The sequence below is a fragment of the Cupriavidus sp. CP313 genome, from assembly GCF_054072015.1.
The window spans coordinates 1-2,377 of record NZ_JBSVZB010000076.1 but is presented as its reverse complement, the minus strand read 5'-3'; the positions used below and the strand labels follow the sequence as shown (position 1 = coordinate 2,377).

The window sequence follows — 2,377 nt, the reverse complement described above, 5'->3', positions numbered from 1 at the left end:
CGGAAGGTCACGCCGATGAGCTTCAGGCGCTTGAGCCAGAGCAGGCTCATGTCGAGCGGGCCGGTGTTGGCGCCCAGGCGGGCGATATTGACCAGGCGCCCCTGCACGGCGAGGCTTTTCATGTTGGCCTCGAGCACGGTACCGCCCACGGTATCGATGATGACGTCGACGCCGCGATTGTCGGTGGCGGCCATGACGGCGTCGACCTGGTCGTCCTTCGACGAATCGATGCCCACGTCGACGCCGTACTGGGTGAGCTTGTCGAGCTTGGCGGCCGAGCGGGAGGTAGCGATCACGGGCCTGGCGCCCATCAGCGAGGCAATCTGGATGGCGGCCATGGCCACGCCGCCGGAGGCGCCGTTGACCAGCACCGATTCGCCGGCCTTGAGCTGGCCATTGGTGACCAGCGCGTCATGGGCGGTGATGAAGACGTTGGGGAAGGCGGCGGCGTCGACCCAGGACAGGCCGTCGGGCATGGCCATCAGGGCGCGCGGATCGGCCAGCACGAATTCGGCCTGGCAGCCTTTACCGTGCCCCATGACGCGGTCGCCCTCACGCCAGCCGGTGACGCCGTCGCCCACGGCGGCCACCTCACCGGCGAACTCGACGCCCCAGTTCACGGGGTTACCCGAGCGCAGATCGCGGGCCTGATTGATTTCGCCGCGGTTCAGGCCGGCGGCGTGGACCTTGACCAGGACCTGGCCGCCGCCGACGGCGGGCACGGGGATGTCCTGGACTACCACCTGACCGCCTTCGGGGGCGGGAATGACGCGAACTGCTCTCAAAGCTGTCTCCTTGTCTTGGAATCTGACGCGGCCCGGAAAGGGTGGGGTCGTCGTTGACATGACGATAGACACTGGAGTGGGTCGTGTCAAGAAGTTATATATATGACTTTGATGGTGGGTCTAGTGGATTACGCGGATATTTGCCGTGATTCCTTGACATGGCGGCGGATGGTTTCTACATTTCTGCCATCACACATATATATGAATCGGAAAAAATGACGCGCGCCATCGTACTTCATCCGGCCGACAACGTGGCCACCCTTCTGGACCCCGGCCGCGCCGGCGAAGCCTGCACCCTGCAGGGCGAGGGCTCGGGGCAACTGGCGCTGCTGCAGGACGTGCCGTTCGGCCACAAGGTGTGCATTGCCGACACCGCGCCGGGCGCACACATCGTGAAGTACGGCCAGGTCATCGGGCGGGCCAGCCTGGTGGTGCGCGCCGGGGAGCACATGCACGTGCACAACATCGAGTCGGCGCGTGCGCGCGGCGACCTGGAACAAAGGTGAGAGACAAATGACAACGACTTTTCTTGGTTACCGGCGCGAGAACGGCGCCGTCGGGGTGCGCAACTGGGTGGCGGTGCTGTCGGTCATGGACAACTGCAATCCGGTCACGCGCACGATTGCGCGCACGGTGGGTGGCTGCATTCCGGTGACCACGCTGTTCGTGCGGGGGCAGTTCGGACCGGATCTGGATTTCGCCTATGAGACGCTGGCCGCGCTGGGACGCAATCCCAATATCGCGGCGGTGCTGCTGGTGGGGCTGGAGGAGGCCTCGACCGAGGAGGTGGCGCGGCGCATTCGTGCGACCGGCAAGCCGGTGGAGCGGGTGCATCTGCAGCCGCACGGCACGGTGCAATGCATTGCCGACGGCACGCGCAAGGCGGCGCGCCTTGTGCTGGACGCCTCGCGTGCGCGGCGCGTGCCGTGCCCGGTCTCGGCCCTGACGATCGGCGTGGAATGCGGCGGCTCGGACACCACCTCGGGGCTGAGCTGCAATCCGACCATCGGGCGCCTGGCGGACCGGGTGATTGCCGAGGGCGGCACGGTGATCATCTCGGAGACCTCGGAGTTCATCGGCGCGGAGCACCTGTTCGCCGAGCGCGCGGTGGACGATACCGTACGGGACGCCTTTGTCAGCGCGGTGCGCGGCATGGAGAACCTGGCCGTCGCGCGTGGCGTGGACATGCGCGAGTCGCAGCCTTCGCCGGACAACAAGCGCGGCGGGCTGACCACCGTCGAGGAGAAGGCGCTGGGCGCGATGGCCAAGGCGGGCAAGAACCCGTTGGTAGGGGTGCTGCGCTACGGGCAGGCGCCGCAGAAGCCGGGGCTGCACTTCATGGACGCCCCGTCGGCGGCGGTGGAGAACCTGACCGCGCTGGCCGCCGGCGGCGCGCAGCTCACGTTCTTCGGCACGGGGGTGGGCAACCCGATCGGCAGCATGGTGGCGCCGACGGTGAAGGTATGCGGCAACGTCAATACGCTGCAGAGCATGGCGGACAACATCGACTTCGATGCGAGCGGGATCCTGCAGCGCGGCGAGAAGATCGCCGAGCTGGGGGATCGTCTATACGACTTTGCGCTGGACGTGGC

The 2,377-nt window shown here is 66.9% G+C and carries 3 protein-coding genes; 2 read left to right on the top strand and 1 reads right to left on the bottom strand.

Annotated elements, in window-relative coordinates:
• Positions 1 to 785 (bottom strand): quinone oxidoreductase family protein (locus ACW4E8_RS40905; RefSeq protein ID WP_456809685.1); only part of this gene is annotated, 785 nt, incomplete at its 3' end.
• 215 nt (positions 786 to 1,000) lie between these two features.
• Here ACW4E8_RS40905 and ACW4E8_RS40900 point away from each other — a divergent pair.
• Together ACW4E8_RS40900 and ACW4E8_RS40895 are read left to right on the top strand one after the other, a co-directional pair.
• Positions 1,001 to 1,291: a UxaA family hydrolase gene (locus ACW4E8_RS40900; protein ID WP_456809684.1), complete on the top strand. Its 291-nt coding sequence runs from the start codon at positions 1,001 to 1,003 to the stop codon at positions 1,289 to 1,291.
• Between the two features lie 7 nt (positions 1,292 to 1,298).
• A partial coding sequence (locus tag ACW4E8_RS40895; protein WP_456809683.1) for a UxaA family hydrolase occupies positions 1,299 to 2,377 on the top strand: 1,079 nt, incomplete at its 3' end.